The 15,405-nt window shown below is 72.6% G+C and carries 9 protein-coding genes and 1 tRNA gene; 6 read left to right on the top strand and 4 right to left on the bottom strand.

The window, feature by feature from the left end; genetic code table 11:
* The coding region (locus AC162C_RS09785) for an oxidoreductase (protein ID WP_484097380.1) at positions 1–1,984 on the top strand (1,984 nt) is incomplete at its 5' end.
* A 15-nt stretch (positions 1,985–1,999) separates the two neighbouring features.
* Here AC162C_RS09785 and AC162C_RS09780 read toward each other — a convergent pair.
* The 4 genes from AC162C_RS09780 to AC162C_RS09765 form a co-directional block, all read right to left on the bottom strand.
* Positions 2,000–2,866: a DsbA family protein gene (locus AC162C_RS09780; RefSeq protein WP_484097379.1), complete on the bottom strand. Its 867-nt coding sequence runs from the start codon at positions 2,864–2,866 to the stop codon at positions 2,000–2,002.
* A gap of 160 nt (positions 2,867–3,026) precedes the next feature.
* Positions 3,027–4,139: a S1C family serine protease gene (locus AC162C_RS09775; protein WP_484097378.1), complete on the bottom strand. Its 1,113-nt coding sequence runs from the start codon at positions 4,137–4,139 to the stop codon at positions 3,027–3,029.
* A 102-nt stretch (positions 4,140–4,241) separates the two neighbouring features.
* A complete protein-coding gene (aceE, locus tag AC162C_RS09770) occupies positions 4,242–6,935 on the bottom strand; it encodes a pyruvate dehydrogenase (acetyl-transferring), homodimeric type (protein WP_484097377.1) in 2,694 nt (897 codons plus the stop codon).
* A gap of 117 nt (positions 6,936–7,052) precedes the next feature.
* Positions 7,053–7,126: transfer RNA gene (locus tag AC162C_RS09765), tRNA-Met, on the bottom strand.
* Positions 7,127–7,150: 24 nt separating this feature from the next.
* Here AC162C_RS09765 and AC162C_RS09760 point away from each other — a divergent pair.
* From AC162C_RS09760 to AC162C_RS09740, 5 genes are all read left to right on the top strand, one after another.
* Positions 7,151–7,468, top strand: coding sequence for a hypothetical protein (locus AC162C_RS09760; protein WP_484097376.1), 318 nt, complete (start codon positions 7,151–7,153; stop codon positions 7,466–7,468).
* A gap of 6 nt (positions 7,469–7,474) precedes the next feature.
* Positions 7,475–8,416, top strand: a complete 942-nt coding sequence (locus tag AC162C_RS09755) for a Ppx/GppA phosphatase family protein (RefSeq protein WP_484097375.1) — start codon at positions 7,475–7,477, stop codon at positions 8,414–8,416.
* Between the two features lie 174 nt (positions 8,417–8,590).
* Positions 8,591–10,933, top strand: coding sequence for a 1-deoxy-D-xylulose-5-phosphate synthase N-terminal domain-containing protein (locus AC162C_RS09750; protein ID WP_484097383.1), 2,343 nt, complete (start codon positions 8,591–8,593; stop codon positions 10,931–10,933).
* A 137-nt stretch (positions 10,934–11,070) separates the two neighbouring features.
* Positions 11,071–11,736: a helix-turn-helix transcriptional regulator gene (locus AC162C_RS09745; RefSeq protein WP_484097374.1), complete on the top strand. Its 666-nt coding sequence runs from the start codon at positions 11,071–11,073 to the stop codon at positions 11,734–11,736.
* 105 nt (positions 11,737–11,841) lie between these two features.
* Positions 11,842–15,399 carry a molybdopterin-dependent oxidoreductase gene (locus AC162C_RS09740; RefSeq protein ID WP_484097373.1) on the top strand — a complete coding sequence of 1,186 codons (3,558 nt, stop codon included), beginning with the start codon at positions 11,842–11,844 and terminating at the stop codon, positions 15,397–15,399.
* Positions 15,400–15,405 lie beyond the last annotated feature (6 nt).

Here is a 15,405-nt window from a genome sequence, read left to right as displayed (position 1 = left end):
CTGCAACGGGATGGGGCATCGCGACCCGACGGCGCACGCCTTCATGCGCGGCACGAAGGCCGAGGGCGGGTGGGCGGTCGTCTGCACCGAGGAGGTGGAGATCCACCACACGACGGAGCTCTCGCCGTACATCGAGGGGCGGATCTGGGACGACGCCGACGTCCCCGCCCACGCCCGGCTCGTCGAGAAGGTGCACGAGCACGGGGCGCTCGCCGGGATCGAGCTCACGCACAGCGGCATCTTCGCGGCCAACCTCTGGACGCGGCGCGCCCCGCTCGGCGCGGGGCACCTCCCCGTCTCCGGGACGTCACCGGTGCAGGCGCGGCGGATGAGCCTCGACGACATCGGCGATCTCCGGCGCTGGCACCGCCAGGCCGTGGCGCGGTCGCTGGCCGCAGGCTACGACCTCGTCTACGTCTACGCGGGGCACGGGCTGACGACGCTCCAGCACTTCCTCTCGCGCCGCTTCAACGACCGCACCGACGGCTACGGCGGCAGTCTCGAGAACCGGGCCCGCCTGTTGCGGGAGGTGCTCGAGGACACGCTCGACGAGGTCGACGGGCGCGCCGCCGTCGCCTGCCGCCTCTGCGTCGACGAGCTCGTCGGGGCGGCCGGGCTCGAGCGCGGCGAGATCGAGGAGGTGCTCGGCCTCGTCGGGGAGCTGCCCGACCTCTGGGACTTCATGGTCGGCGACTGGGACTTCGACTCGCTGACGGCTCGCTTCGGCGACGAGGGCTCCCAGGAGCCCTACGTGCGCGGGCTGAAGCAGCTCACCTCGAAGCCGGTCGTCGGCGTCGGGCGGTTCACGTCGCCGGACACGATGGTGCGGATGATCACGGACGGCGTCCTCGACCTGATCGGCGCCGCCCGCCCGTCGATCGCCGACCCGTTCCTGCCGCGGAAGATCGAAGAGGGCCGGCTCGAGGACATCCGCGAGTGCATCGGCTGCAACATGTGCGTCACCGGCGACTTCACGATCACGCCGATCCGCTGCACGCAGAACCCGAGCATGGGCGAGGAGTGGCGGCGGGGATGGCACCCCGAGCGCATGCGGCCGAAGACGAGCGACGCGAAGGTGCTCGTCGTCGGTGCCGGCCCGGCCGGGCTGGAGGCGGCGATGTCGCTCGGCCGGCGAGGCTACGACGTCGTGCTCGCGGAGGCGACGGACGCGCTCGGCGGGCGGGTCGCCCGCGAGGCGCGGCTCCCCGGGCTCGCGACCTGGATCCGCGTCGTCGACTACCGCCGCGGCCAGCTCGACCGCCTCCCGAACGTCGAGCTGGCGCTCGGGAGCCGGCTCGACGCGGCCGAGGTGCTCGCGTACGACTTCGACCACGTCGCCGTCGCCACAGGCGCACGGTGGCGCCGGGACGGCGTCGGGCGCTGGCACCAGCGTCCGGTCGCGCTGGGCGACGTCGAGCTCCTCACGCCCGACGACCTGATCGCCGGCGCACGCCCCTCGGGCCGACGGGTCGTCCTCTACGACGACGACCACTACTACCTGGGCGGCGTGCTCGCGGAGCTGCTCGTCGCCGAGGGCTGCCAGGTCACGCTGGTGACGCCGGAGGCGCGCGTCTCGGCGTGGACCGAGAACACGATGGAGCAGCACCGGGTCCAGCGGCGGCTGCTCGGGCTCGGCGTCGAGCTCCGTGTGACCGAGGCGGTGACCGGAACGGCCCCGGGATCCGTGCGCACGGCCTGTACGTACTCGGACGCCGAGCGCGAGCTCGCGTGCGACGCGCTCGTGCTCGTGACCGCGCGCCTCCCCGAGGACGGGCTCGCGGACGCGTTGGGCGTCGCGCTCGCCGACCGCGGCGACGGCCCCACCGTGGAGCTCGTGGGCGACGCCTACGCGCCCGGCACGATCGCCGCCGCCGTCTGGGACGGCCGCCGCTACGCCGAGGAGCTCGACGAGCCGCCGGCGTCCGGCGACACGCCGCCGTTCCGCCGCGAGATCGTCGCCCTCGCCCCGCTCGCAGACGGCTGAGCCCGGGCGGAGGGCCTACGCGCGCGTCCAGACGGCGTCGTCGCCGAGCGCGGTGCGCGTCGCCGACCCGAGGGCTACGAGCCGCAACATCGCCGCCTCGGCCTCGGTGCGGTCGGGTGCGTCGTTGCCGTGGGTGAGCAGCTGCGCCACCTCCTGCGTCGTGAGACCGCCGGGGAAGCGCTCGAGCAGCGCCGCCGGGTCGTCCGGCACGGCGCGTCGCTCGCCGTCGGGAACGAGGTTCGCGACGATCACGTCGTACGCCTCGACCGGCTGCCAGCCGCCGGCCACGAGCCTGACGTCGCCGTGCTCGAACACCACGGACGGTGCCGTGAAGCGGACGGGGCCGTCGGTCGTGGCGGTCTTGCCCTGGAGCTCGGGCGGCGAGCCGCTCGCGGTGCGCGCCTCGGTGCGGTCGCGCTGGTACGCCTCCTCGACCTCCGGGGTGTCGATGGCGCCGATCACCGCTCCGACGTCGAGCCCGGGCACGCCCTGGAGCGCCTCGGCGATCGCGTCGTCCTCGTCGAGGAGGAGCGTCGTCGTGAACCAGGCGAACTGGAGCGCCCGGAAGACGGCCCACTCCGCGCCCGACGACCACAGCCGGGCGGCGACGATCGCCCGGCACGCGCGGCCCGTGCCGACGACGCGCTCGCGGGGCGCCGGGCCGAACGGCATGCCGAAGCGCCGGTACCGCCGGGCGTAGCCCTCCGCGGTGCCGAGCGGCGTGTATCCCCGGTCGACGTACTGCTGGGCGTGCTCGGTGAGGCCGATCAGCACGAGCCGCCAGTCCAGCTGGGCACCGTAGCGCCACTGGAGCGCCCGGAAGGCCGGCTGCGCAGAGTACGCCCACGGGCAGCCCGGGTCGTTGTAGAGGGTCACTCTCACGGGCTCTGCCACGCGTCCTCCCTGGGTCGACACCGACGGCGGACGACCGTGGAGCGCGGGTCGCATACCGTGCGGTGCCCGCACGGCCGCCGACGACATTCTGTCGGACGGGCGGGCGGGCGGCGCGCCGAGGGCGCACGACCGCCGCGCCGACCGCGCCTCAGGAGGGCCGCGTGCCGAGCGTCACCTCGACGTCCCGGTCCTCCCCGTCCCGCGTCACCGTCAGCGTGACGGCGTCGCCGGGGTCGCGCGCGCCGACGGCGGCGACGAGCTCCCCGGAGGACCTGACCCGCCGGCCGTCGACGGCGACGACGACGTCGCCCTCCCGGAGCCCGGCCTCCTCGGCGGGGCTCCCGGACTGCACGGCGGCGATCTCCGCGCCCCCGCCCGACGGAGCGTCGGTGAGCTGCGCGCCGAGGTACGGATACGCGACCGACTCGCCGGCGAGCAGCGCCTCCGCGACCCTGCGCGCGGCGTCGATCGGGATCGCGAAGCCCACGCCCTCGTTCCCGCCCGAGCTCGACTCGATCTGCGCGTTGACCCCGATCACCGAGCCCGCGGCGTCGATCAGCGGCCCGCCCGAGTTCCCCGTGTTGATCGGCGCGTCCGTCTGGATCGAGCCTGCGATCGAGTAGCCGTTCGGCGCCCTCATCGTCCGACCGACGGCGCTGACGATCCCGGCCGTGATCGAGCCCTCGAGCCCGAACGGGCTCCCGATCGCGACGACGGCCTCGCCCGGACGGACGGAGGCGGAGCCCCCGAGCGGCAGCGGGGTGAGCTCGTCGGCCGGGACGTCGACGTCGAGCACGGCGATGTCGGTCGACGCGTCGACCCCGACGAGCTCCGCCTCCACCGTCGCGCCGTCGGCGAACATCACCTCGAGCGTGCTGGCGCCGTCCACGACGTGCTGGTTCGTGAGGATCGTGCCCTCCTCGTCGATCACGAAGCCCGATCCCTGGGCGGCGCCCCCGCCGGGGGGGCCGAAGGGGCCGAACGGATCGGAGCCGCTGACACCCGCCGCCGTGATCTCGACGACGCCCGGCGCCACCTGCTCGTACAGGTCGGCGATCCACGACGGGCTCGCAGGCGCCGGGGCGGGGGTCGTCGACGCGGCCGCGGGCGCAGGCGCGGCCTCGTCCGCGTCGTCGGCGAGGAGCTCGTAGACGCCGATCCCGGCGAGCGCGCCGAGCACCGCGACGGCGACGAACGAGACCGCGAGCAGTGCGATGCGGCCGCGCCGCCCGCCCTCACCGTCTCGTTGCTCGTCGAGCACTCGTCCTCCGCTTCTCCCCCACCCCCCACGCGCATCTCACCACATCCACGTGAGAGGATCATGAGAGCCGACCGCTCGGCGCGACGCCCGCCGCGCGGGTGGTCAGTGCCGCCAGGGCGGCGCGGCGTCGGCGTCGATCCCGAACCCCTCGATCGCGTCCTGGACGACCGACGGCTCGAGCGATCCCTCGTCGGCGAGCGCCTTCAGCGCGGCGACGGCCACGTGGTGTCGGTCGACCTCGAAGAACCGCCGCAGCTGCTTCCGATAGTCGCTGCGGCCGAAGCCGTCGGTGCCGAGGGTGACGTAGCGGCCCGGGACGAACGGGCGGATTTGGTCGGCGAAGCTGCGCATGTAGTCCGTCGCCGCCACGACCGGGCCCGCCGACCCGCCGAGCGCCTCCTCCACGAAGGAGGCGCGGGGCTGCTCGAGCGGATGCAGCCGGTTCCACCGCTCCGCCTCGAGCGCCTCGCGGCGGAGCTCGGTGAAGCTCGTCACGCTCCACACCTCGGCGCCGATCCCGTGGGCGGACTCGAGGAGCTCCGCCGCCGCGAGCACCTCCCGCAGGATCGCCCCCGACCCGAGCAGGCGCACGCTCGCCGCCGGGTCGGCGACACCCTCCCGGATGCGATACATGCCGCGGAGGATCCCTTCCTTGACGCCGTCCGGCAGCGGCGGGTGCGGGTAGTTCTCGTTCATCACGGTGACGTAGTAGAAGACGTCCTCCTGCTCCTCGCACATGCGACGGAGCCCGTCGCGCACGATCACCGCGAGCTCGTAGCCGTAGGTCGGGTCGTACGCGCGGCAGGTCGGGATCGTCGCCGCGAGCAGGTGCGACTGTCCGTCCTCGTGCTGCAGGCCCTCGCCGTTCAGGGTCGTCCGGCCGGACGTGCCGCCGATCAGGAACCCGCGCGCCCTGCTGTCGCCCGCGGCCCAGGCGAGGTCGCCGATCCGCTGGAAGCCGAACATCGAGTAGAAGATGTAGAAGGGCACCATCGTCACGCCGTGGTTCGCGTACGACGTCGCGGCGGCGATCCACGACGCCATCGCCCCGGCCTCGTTGATCCCCTCCTGCAGGATCTGCCCGCTCGCGTCCTCCCGGTAGAACATGAAGTCGCCGGCGTCCTCGGGCTCGTAGAGCTGCCCGACCTGGGAGAAGATGCCGAGCTGGCGGAACATCCCCTCCATCCCGAACGTGCGCGACTCGTCGGCGACGATCGGCACGATCCGCGGGCCGAGCGCCTCGTCGCGGACGAGGGTGTTGAGGATGCGGACGAAGGCCATCGTCGTCGAGTTCTCGCGCTCGCCGCTGCCCTCGAGGACGCTCTCGAACGGCCCCGGCACGGGCAGCCGGTCGGCCGTGTCAACGCGCTGCGGGAGGCTGCCGCCGAGCTCGCGGCGCCGCTCGAGCATGTAGGCGAGCTCCGGGCTGTCCTCCGCGGGCCGGTGGAAGAAGGCGCCCGTCGCCTGCTCGTCGGTGAGCGGCAGCCCGAGCCGGTCGCGGATCGCGAGCCGGGCCTCCTCGTTCATCGACTTCTGCTGGTGCGTGATGTTGCGGCCCTCCCCGGCGACGCCCATCCCGAACCCCTTGATCGTCTTCGCGAGGATCACCGTCGGCTGCCCCGTGTGCGCGATCGCCGCCCGGTAGGCGTTGTAGACCTTCTGCGGGTCGTGGCCGCCGCGGCGGAGCGCCCAGATCTCGTCGTCGGTCCAGCCCTCGACCATGGCGCGCGTCTGCGGGTACTTCCCGAAGAACTTCTCGCGCACGAAGGCCCCGTCGTTCGCCTTGAACGTCTGGTACTCGCCGTCGACCGCCTCCTCCATGCGCCGACGGAGCCAGCCGTCCGCGTCGGCGGCGAGCAGGGGATCCCAGTTCGCGCCCCAGATCACCTTGATCACGTTCCAACCGGCCCCGCGAAAGTCGCTCTCGAGCTCCTGGATCACCTTCGCGTTGCCCCGCACGGGCCCGTCGAGGCGCAGCAGTTTGCAGTTGACGACGAACACGAGGTTGTCGAGCCGCTCGCGGCCGGCGAGCGGGATCGCCCCCGTCGCCTCGGGCTCGTCCATCTCGCCGTCGCCCATGAACGCCCACACCTTGCGGTCGCTCGGCTTGAGCAGCCCGCGCGCCTGCATGTACTTCATGAAGCGCGCCTGCTGGATCGCCATGATCGGGCCGAGCCCCATCGAGACGGTGGGGAACTGCCAGAAGTCGGGCATCAGCCACGGGTGCGGGTAGGACGAGAGCCCGCCTCCGCCGACCTCCTGGCGGAAGTGCCGGAGCTGCTCCTCGGTGAGCCGCCCTTCGAGGAACGCGCGTGCGTAGATCCCGGGGGAGGAGTGGCCCTGCATGTACACGAGGTCGCCACGGTTCCCCTCGGTCGGTGCGCGCCAGAAGTGGTTGAAGCCGACCTCGTAGAGGGTCTCGGCCGACTGGTAGCTCGCGATGTGCCCGCCGAGCTCGGTCGACTCCGCGTTCGCCTGGAGGACGATCGCGATCGCGTTCCAGCGCACGAGCGCGGTCGCGAGCCGCTCGAGGTCGGGGTCACCGGGCACCGGAACCTCGTCCCCGGCCGGGATCGTGTTCACGTAGGGCGTGGAGAGAGCCGCGGAGACCGGGACGCCGTAGTCCTGCGCGTGCTCGATCACGCGGTCGAGCAGGTAGCCCATCCGGTGCCGGCCGTCGAACTCGACGACAGCGTCGACCGAGTCGAGCCACTCCTGGGTCTCGACGGGCTCGCTGTCGGGGGCGGTGTCGAACACGATCTGTGGGGATGGGAGCGCCCGCGATCCTGTCGCCACGGGCCGCGGATCAGGGTACTACCTCGACCGTCCGGCGCGTCCGGAGAGGCCGACCGGGGTGCGAGCCGCCGCTCGTCCCCCGAAACGACGAGACCCCCGGGGTCGGGGGCCTCCTGATAGCGGGGGCGGGATTTGAACCCGCGACCTCCGGGTTATGAGCCCGGCGAGCTACCTGACTGCTCCACCCCGCGTCGCAATGCGTATCGTAGCAGCGTATGGCGCTCTGGATCGCGCTCGGGGTGCTCGCCTTCGGCGTCGTCGCCGGCCTCACGGTCGCGATCGTGCGCGGGATCCGCCTGTGGCGAATGGCGAAGCGCGCCGGCGGCACGATCGGGTCCGAGCTCGACCGGATCTCGGGCGTCGCCGGGGAGATCGAGCAGCAGCTCGCACGGGCGAACGCGAGCGCCACGAACCTCGCGGCGGCAGCGGAGCGGCTCCGGGCCTCCCGCGCCCGCCTCGACGTCCAGCTCGCCGCCCTGCGCGAGGCGCGCGCGCAGCTCGCGCGCACGTTCTGGTTCGTCCCCGGCCGCTGACCGGGCGTGCGGGTCGCGGCGATCGACCTGGGAACGAACTCGACGAGGCTGCTCGTCGCCGACGTCTGCGACGGGCGGGTGACCGAGGTCGTACGACGGCTCGCGATCACACGCCTCGGCGACGGGGTCGACGAGCGGCCCGTGCTGCGCCCGTCCGCGATCGCACGCGTCCGCGGCGTGCTCGTCGACTACCGCCGTGAGGCCGAGGCGCTCGGCGCCGAGCGGACGCTCGCGACGGCGACCAGCGCCGTCCGCGACGCGGAGAACGGCGAGGCGTTCCTCGGCGAGATCGAGTGGAGCTACGGCTTCACGACGCGGCTCCTCTCCGGCGCCGAGGAGGCCGACCTGACGCTGCGCGGCGTGACCTCCGATCGCGAGCTGGAGCACGCGACGCTGCTCGTCGACATCGGCGGCGGCTCCACCGAGCTCGTCCTCGGCGGCCCGGAGGGTATGACCTCCTCGACCAGCCTCCAGCTCGGCTGCGTGCGGATGCAGGAACGGTTCCTGGCATCGGACCCGCCGTCGGCCCGCGAGCTCGACTCCCTCGCCGAGCACGTCGGCTCGAGCCTTCCCGACCTCGCACCGACGAGCGCGATCGGCGTCGCCGGCACCGTGACGACGCTCGCCGCCCTCGACCTCGGCCTCGACGAGTACGACGCCGCGCGCATCCACGGGCACGTCGTCCCCCGCGCGTCGATCGAGGCGTCGTTCCGCCGGCTCGCGGCGCTCCCGCTCGCACGACGAGAGCGCATCACGGGGCTCGAGCCCGCGCGCGCCCCCGTGATCGTCGCGGGCACGGCGATCCTGCGCGGCATCCTCGACGCCTACCGGCTGGACGGCATCGAGGCGAGCGAGCGCGACATCCTGTACGGCGCCGCGCTGGCCGCGGCGGAGCTGCCGGCGGACGCGGACGGCGACGCTCCGCCGCAGTCGTTCACCGCCTGCTGAGCGACACGCCGCGGCCGCCGAGCCGCACCCGGCTCGTATCATCAGCACGTGGCTCGCACGGTCCTCTCTCCCGTCGCCGCCGGCACGGGTCGGCGCGCTTCGTCGTGCCGCCGGCGCGCGAGCACCGCACCTGCCCTCCGACGACACCTCGACGGCGACTGATCGATGCAGACGATGGACTCCGGGTCGAGGCGGGACTCGATCGAGACGCTGTCGGCGATCGAGCGACGCGTGCTGTGGCTCGCGGTGCGGATCGTCGACTACGCGAACCGCGAGCGGCCCAGCGGCGACGACCTCAAGGTCGGCGGCCATCAGGCGTCCTCGGCGTCGATGGTGACGCTGATGACGGCGCTCTGGCTCGCCGACATGGACGCGCGCGACCGCGTGTCCGTGAAGCCGCACGCGTCGCCGGTGATGCACGCGCTCGAGTACCTGCTGGGCCGCCTCGACCGCTCCTACCTCACGCGGCTGCGCGACTTCGGAGGGCTCCAGAGCTACCCGTCGCGGACGAAGGACCCGTTCCCGGTCGACTTCTCCACCGGCTCGGTCGGGCTCGGCTCGGCGGCACCGCTCTTCGCGGCGCTCGCCGACCGCTACGTCGACACGCACTTCGGCGCCTCGACCGGCGGGCGCTTCATCTCGCTCCTGGGCGATGCGGAGCTCGACGAGGGCAACGTCTGGGAGGCGCTCGTCGAGCCGCTCGCGCGGAAGCTCGGGAACGTGCTGTGGATCGTCGACCTCAACCGGCAGAGCCTCGATCGCGTGATCCCCGGCATCCGTGCGGCGGAGCTCGAGGCCCAGTTCCGCACGAACGGCTGGGAGGTGATCGAGCTCAAGTACGGGCGCAGGCTGCGGGCGGCCTATGCCCGCCCGGGAGGCGACCTGCTCCGGCGGCGCATCGACGAGATGCCGAACGAGCAGTACCAGTCGCTGTTCGGCGCCAGCGAGGAGCTCGTGCGCGAGACGGTGCTCGAGCCGTTCTCCGGCCGGGAGCGGTCGGCGCTCGCCGGGCTGCTCGAGGACTACGCGGGCGGGGTCGCCGAGCTCGTGCGGGACCTCGGCGGCCACGACCTCGGAGACGTGCTCGCCGCGCTCGCGCGCGCCCGCGAGACGACCCAGCGGCCGACCGTGATCTTCGCGTACACGATCAAGGGCTTCGGCCTCGAGATCGCCGGCCGCCCGCAGAACCATTCGGCGCTGCTGACGGCCGAGCAGATCGACGACTTCCGGGCACGGACGGGACTCACGCCGGCGACGGAGTGGGACGGCTTCGCGCCCGACTCCCCCGAGGGCCGGCTCCTGGCCGCGGCGCGGGGGCGGCTCGACCGCGGCGAACGTCGGCTGCCGACGCCGATCGCCGTCCCGACGACGCTCTCGGAACGCGACCCCGGCACGACGTCGACACAGGCGGCGTTCGGCCGCGCCCTGCTCGAGCTGTCGCGCGTCGACGGCCTCGGCGAGCGCCTCGTGACCGTCTCCCCCGACGTCTCCGTCTCCACGAACCTCGGCGGCTTCATCAACAAGACCGGGGTCTGGGGCCCGGAGGAGGAGCCCGTCTACGACGCGATGGAGGACTCTCCGCTGAAGTGGCGCGTCGGGCCCGGCGGGCAGCACCTGGAGATGGGGATCGCCGAGATGAACCTCGTGCTCGCGCTCGGGCAGCTCGGGCTCACGTGGGACTTCCAGCGCGAGCGGCTGTTCCCGGTCGGAGCGCTCTACGACCCGTTCGTGATGCGGGCCCTCGAGGGGATCGTGTTCTCCGTGTACCAGGGCGCACGGTTCGTGCTCTGCGGGACGCCGTCCGGGATCTCCCTCTCACGGGAGGGCGGAGCGCACCAGTCGCTCTCGACGCCGGGCATCGGGATCGAGACGCCGGGGCTGACCTACTGCGAGCCGGCGTTCGCGCGGGAGCTCGAGTGGCTGCTCGCGGACGGCCTGCGCCGGCTGCAGGAGCCCGACGGCCAGTCGCTCTACCTGCGCCTGTCGACGAAGCCGATCGACCAGGCACCCTTTGCCGCCGCCGCCGCGCGCCGCGGCGAGGAGGCGCTCCGCGCCGACGTCGTCGCCGGAGGCTTCCGGCTCCGGGAGCCGAGCCCGTCGGAGGATCGGGTCCTGATCGCGACGTGTGGCGCGATGGCGCCGGAGGCTCTCGCCGCCGCGGAGCTGCTCGCCGACGACGAGGGCGTCGAGTCGACGGTGCTCTGCCTCTCCTCGCCCGACCGCCTCTACCACGACTGGCGGCGTGCGCGCACGGGCCCGGTGCGGGGCGGCGCGGCGACGACGCCCTGCCACCTCGAGTCGCTGCTGGGCCCGGACGAGCGCGGGCTTCCCGTCGTCACGGTGATCGACGGCTCGTCGCACGCGCTCGCCTGGCTCGGGTCCGCGCTCGGCACCCGCTGCGTGCCGCTCGGCGTGGACGCCTTCGGCCAGACCGGGTCGCAGCCGGAGGTGTACGCCGCCTACGACGTCTCGCCCGAGGCGATCGTGACGGCGGCGCTCGTCGCGCTCGAGCCGTAGCGGGTCGACGGCCGCCGGGCCGGCACCCCCCTCCGCGCGGGCGCCGGACGCGCCCCGCGCCCTGCCCAGAGACCGCAGGTCGATTCAGGGATTTCCACGGTCGCGCGACCGCCGGGATCCCGGGACACTTGCCGGAGATGACGAACGGCATTCCGGATGCGGCAGTCGGCGCGGTCGGTGCCGGCGAGGAGCCACGCCGCCTGCAGGTCCTGGCCGTGCTGCGCGACGCGCCCGAAGGGCTCGACATCTCGGAGCTCGCCGGACGACTGGAGCTCCACCCGAACACGATCCGCTGGCATCTCGGGAGGCTCGCGGACGACGGGCTCGTGTCGTCGAGCCCGGTTCACCGCGGACACCCGGGACGGCCGCGCATCGTCTACGAGGCGACGCACGGCACGCCCGAGCCGGTCGAGAGCTACCGCTTCCTCGCCGAGGTGCTGGCGAGCGCCCTCGCGGGCTCGACCGAAGGGGAGATCCTCGCCGAGCAGACGGGCCGTGCCTGGGGGCAGTACCTCGTCGACCGCCCGCCCCCGGCCTCCCACGTGTCACACGACGAGGCGGTCGACCGGATCGTCGGCCTGCTCGCGAGCCACGGATTCGCGCCGGAGCGGCGTGGAGACGTGATCGAGATGCACCGCTGCCCGTTCCACGACCTCGTCGACACCTACGGGGAGATCGTCTGCCCCCTCCACGGGGGCCTGCTCTCGGGCGCGCTCGAGACGCTCGGCGCGGGGGTCGCGCTCGACCACCTCGATCCCTACCCCGCGCCCGGGCTCTGCCGGGCACACCTTCGCCGCACCTGACCCAGTGGTGTTTCTCCAGCGTTTCCACGATCAGTATTTCCTACTGACTCCGCGTCGGGCGCACCACGATGCTCGGCACGCCCGGTCCCGCGAGGTTCTCGGGTAATGGCACAGGGCGTCTCCCGGAGGCAGTTGCTCGGCCGCGCGCTCGCACTCGGCTCGGGGGCGGCACTGGCCGACCTCCTCGGCCCGGCGCGCTTCCTCTCGCCCGCCGAGGCCGCCACACCCGGCGCCTACGTGCCGGGCAACCCGCTCCGCGTGTTGCCCGACCGCGACTGGGAGCAGATCTACCGCGACCAGTACGCGGACGACTCGACGTTCGTCTTCACGTGCGCGCCGAACGACACCCACAACTGCCTCCTCCGCGCGCACGTGAAGAACGGCGTCGTCGTCCGCATCAGCCCGACGTACGGCTACGGGCAGGCGACCGACCTGTACGGCAACCAGGCGTCGCACCGGTGGGATCCGCGCATCTGCCAGAAGGGCCTGATCCTCAGCCGGCGCTTCTACAGCGAGCGCCGCGTGAAGGCGCCGTCGATCCGCAAGGGGTTCAAGAGCTGGGTCGAGGCCGGCTTCCCGCGCGACGAGGACGGCACGCCGCAGATGGACACGAGGCTCCGGGGTCGCGACGACTGGATCCGCATCTCGTGGGCCGAGGCGACGGAGATCGCCGCCAAGACGATGGAGAACGTCGCGCGGACGTACAACGGAGAGGAGGGGACGCGGAAGCTGCTCGCCCAGAAGGACCCGGAGACCGAGACCGCCCTCTACCACCCGAGCATGGTCGAGGCGATGAAGGGCGCAGGCGTCCAGGCGATCAAGCTCCGCGGCGGGATGCCGCTGCTCGGCATCGGCCGCATCTTCGGCTTCTACCGCTTCGCCAACATGCTCGCCCTCCTCGATCGCAAGATCCGGCCGGACGTGCCGCAGGAGCAGATCCTCGGGAGCCGGACGTTCGACAACTACGCGTGGCACACCGACCTCCCCCCCGGGCACCCGATGGTCAGCGGCAGCCAGACCGTCGACTTCGATCTCTTCTCGGCCGAGGACACCGACCTGCTGCTGATCATCGGGATGAACTGGATCTGCACGAAGATGCCCGACGGGCACTGGATCGGGGACGCGCGCCTGAAGGGGACGCGCGTGGTGGTGATCAGCGCCGACTACATGCCGACGGCGAACAAGGCCGACGAGATGATCATCCTCCGCCCGGGCACGGACGCCGCCTTCTTCCTCGGCGTCGCGCGCGAGCTGATCTCGAAGAACCTCTACGACCGCACGGCGGTGGTCGAGCGCACCGACCTCCCGCTGCTCGTCCGCCTCGACACGAACGAACGGCTCGACGCCCGGGACGTCTTCCCCGGCTACCGGCTCGCCCAGCTGACGAACTACGTGACGCTCAAGCCCGACGCCGAGATCAAGGGCAACCCTCCCCCGCCCCCGTTCACCGCCGGCACCCAGGTCGTCGCGAACGAGCTCCGCGACGAGTGGGGCGACTTCGTCTGGTGGGACCGCGCGACGAACAGCCCCCGCCCGGTCAGCCGCGACGAGGTCGGGGCGCGCTTCGACGGCGACCCGGCGCTCGTCGGCGAGTTCGAGGTGGAGCTCGTCGACGGCACCACGGTCACCGTGCGGCCCGCCTTCGACCTCCTCAAGCAGTACCTCGACGAGACCTTCGACCTGCGGACGACGGCCGAGGTGTGCCGCGTGCCGCCGCAGGCGATCCAGTCGATCGCACGCCAGCTCGCCGCGAACGCGGGCCGGACCTTGCTCGCGGCCGGCATGGGGCCGAACCACTACTTCCAGAACGACCTCTTCGGCCGCGTCCAGTTCCTCGTCGCCGCCCTCACCGACAACATCGGCCACCTCGGCGGGAACGTCGGCAGCTACGCGGGCAACTACCGCGGGTCGGTGTTCCAGGCGATGGGCCAGTGGATCGCCGAGGACCCGTTCGCGATCGAGCCCGACTTCACGAAGCCCGCGGCGGTGAAGCGCTACTACAAGACCGAGTCGGCCCACTACTGGAACTACGGCGAGCGCCCGCTGCGCGCCGTCGCCAAGGACGACGAGGGCGACCTGACGAAGGGCGAGCTGCTGACCGGGGCCAGCCACATGCCGACGCCGACGAAGCTGATCTGGTTCGGGAACTCGAACTCCCTGCTCGGCAACGCGAAGTGGTCGTTCGACCTCGTGCACAACACGCTGCCCCACCAGGACGCGATCTTCTGCAACGAGTGGCACTGGACGAGCTCGTGCGAGTACGCCGACCTCGTGTTCCCGGCGGACTCCTGGGCCGAGTTCAAGCTGCCGGACGCCACGGCGAGCTGCACGAACCCGTTCCTGATGGCGTTCCCGGCGACCCCCCTCAAGCGGCTGTACGACACGCGCTCCGACTACGAGGCGCTCGCGCTGACCGCGAAGGCGCTCGGCGAGCTGATCGACGAGCCGCGGATGGAGCAGTACTGGCGGGGCGTCCTCGACGGCGACCCGGTGCCGTACCTGGAGCGGATCTTCGCGGGGTCGAACGCCACGCGCGGCCTCACCTTCGCGGAGGTGCACGAGAGCTCGAAGCAGGGCATCCCCCACCTGATGAACATGCGCACCTACCCGCGCTGCGGCGGATGGGAGCAGCGCCAGGAGGACAAGCCCTGGTACACGGCGACGGGACGGCTCGAGTTCTACCGCCCCGAGCCCGAGTTCCAGGCGGCGGGCGAGTCGCTCCCCGTGTGGCGCGAGCCGGTCGACGCGACCTTCTACGAGCCGAACGCGATCCTCTCGAACGCCGAGCATCCCTCGATCAAGCCCCGCACCCCCGAGGACTACGGCGTGCCCGTCGACCAGGTGGACGTCGAGACGCGCCAGTACCGGAACGTCGTCCGGTCGTGGGAGGAGCTGAAGCAGACGCTCCACCCGCTGAACGAGGCGGATCCGGCATTCCGCTTCGTGTTCCAGACGCCGAAGTACCGCTGGGGCGCGCACTCGACCGCGGTCGACGCCGACTGGATCTCGATGCTGTTCGGCCCCTTCGGCGACCCCTACCGCCGCGACCCGCGCATGCCCTGGACCGGCGAGGCGTACCTCGAGATCAACCCCAAGGACGCCGTCGAGCTCGGGCTCGAGGACGGCGACTACGCCTGGGTCGACGCCGACCCCGAGGACCGTCCGTACCGCGGCTGGAAGGACGACGACCCCGACTACGAGGTGGCGCGCGTGATGATGCGCGTGCGCATCTACCCCGGGATGAGCCGCGGCGTGATCCGCACCTGGTTCAACATGTACGCCGCGACCCCGGCCACGGTCGCGAACCAGAAGGCCGCGGTGGGGAACCCCGCGCTGAACCAGCAGACGCGCTACGTGGCCCTCTTCCGCCACGGCAGCCACCAGTCCGGGACGCGGGCGTGGCTGCGGCCGACCCAGCAGACGGAGACGCTCGTCCGCAAGGGGTACTTCGGCCAGGTGATCGGCAAGGGCTTCGAGGCGGACGTGCACTCGGTGTCCGGCGCACCGAAGGAGGCGTTCGTCAAGATCGAGAAGGCCGAGGACGGCGGCGTCGGGGCCGAGCGGCTGTGGCGGCCGGTGACGCTCGGGCTCCGGCCCGAGGCGCCCTCCGAGGCGCTCGTCGACTACCTCGCCGGTGACTACGTCGGGAGCACGGGGAGCTGAGCGTGG

The sequence above is a fragment of the Gaiella sp. genome, assembly GCF_057140465.1.
Note: the sequence above shows the minus strand (reverse complement) of the source record. Positions and strands in the feature narration are given on the sequence as shown.